We start from the raw sequence: 969 nt of genomic DNA, 5'->3' as shown, positions 1-969 counted from the left end.
CCCCCGCGCCCTCGCCCGCCGCCGCGCTGCGGACCGTCGCCGTGGTCGGCCTGGGCACCATGGGCACCGGCATCGCCGAGGTGCTGGCCCTGGCCGGCCGCGAGGTCATCGGCATCGACATCAGCGACCGCGCCGCCCGCCACGCCGTGGCCGCGCTGGAGGCGTCCACCGCCCGCGCGGTGCGCCGGGGCCGGATCACCGAGGAGCAGCGGCGGCACGCGCTCGCCCGGTTCCGTACCTTCCCCGATCTGCAGGCGGCGGCCGGCGCCGATCTGGTGATCGAGGTGGTGCCGGAGAACTACACCCTCAAGCACGAGGTGTTCGCCGCGCTCGACGCGGTCGTGGGCCCGCAGACCATCCTCGCCACCGGCACCAACGCCCTGTCGGTGACCCGGCTGGCGGCCGAGTCGGCCCGCCCCGAGCGGGTGCTGGGCCTGCACTTCTTCAACCCGGCGCCGGCGATGAAGCTGGTGGAGGTGGTCTCCTCGGTGCTGACCGCGCCGCACGCGGTGGAGACGGTCACCGCCCTCGCCCGCGAGCTGGGCAAGGAGCCGGTGGCCATCGGCGACCGGCCGGGGTTCGTCGCCGACGGGCTGCTCTTCGGCTACCTCAACCAGGCCGCCGCGATGTACGAGTCGCGGTACGCCAGCCGGGAGGACATCGACGCCGCCATGCGGCTGGGCTGCGGGCTGCCCATGGGGCCGCTGGCGCTGCTGGACCTGATCGGCATCGACACCGCCCGCACCGTCCTGGAGGCGATGTACGCCGCCTCCCGGGACCGGCTGCACGCCCCGGCCCCGATCCTGCGCCAGCTCTCGGACGCCGGGCTGACCGGCCGCAAGGCCGGCCGCGGGTTCTACACCTACGAGGCGCCCGACAGCGCCACCGTGGTGCCCGACGCCCTGACCCCGGCGACGGGCACGGAGGCGGCGCCGGGGCGGGAGGTGCGCTCGGTCGGCGTCGCGGGCT

At 76.2% G+C, this 969-nt stretch carries 1 protein-coding gene; it reads left to right on the top strand.

The genetic code is table 11. From position 1 onward, the window contains the following. Positions 1-26 precede the first annotated feature (26 nt). Positions 27-969 (top strand): 3-hydroxyacyl-CoA dehydrogenase family protein (locus tag ACSNOD_RS31405; protein WP_436770475.1); only part of this gene is annotated, 943 nt, incomplete at its 3' end.

It is taken from the genome of Streptomyces sp. URMC 123, from assembly GCF_051386515.1.
Lineage (GTDB): Bacteria > Actinomycetota > Actinomycetes > Streptomycetales > Streptomycetaceae > Streptomyces.
Note: the sequence above shows the minus strand (reverse complement) of the source record. Positions and strands in the feature narration are given on the sequence as shown.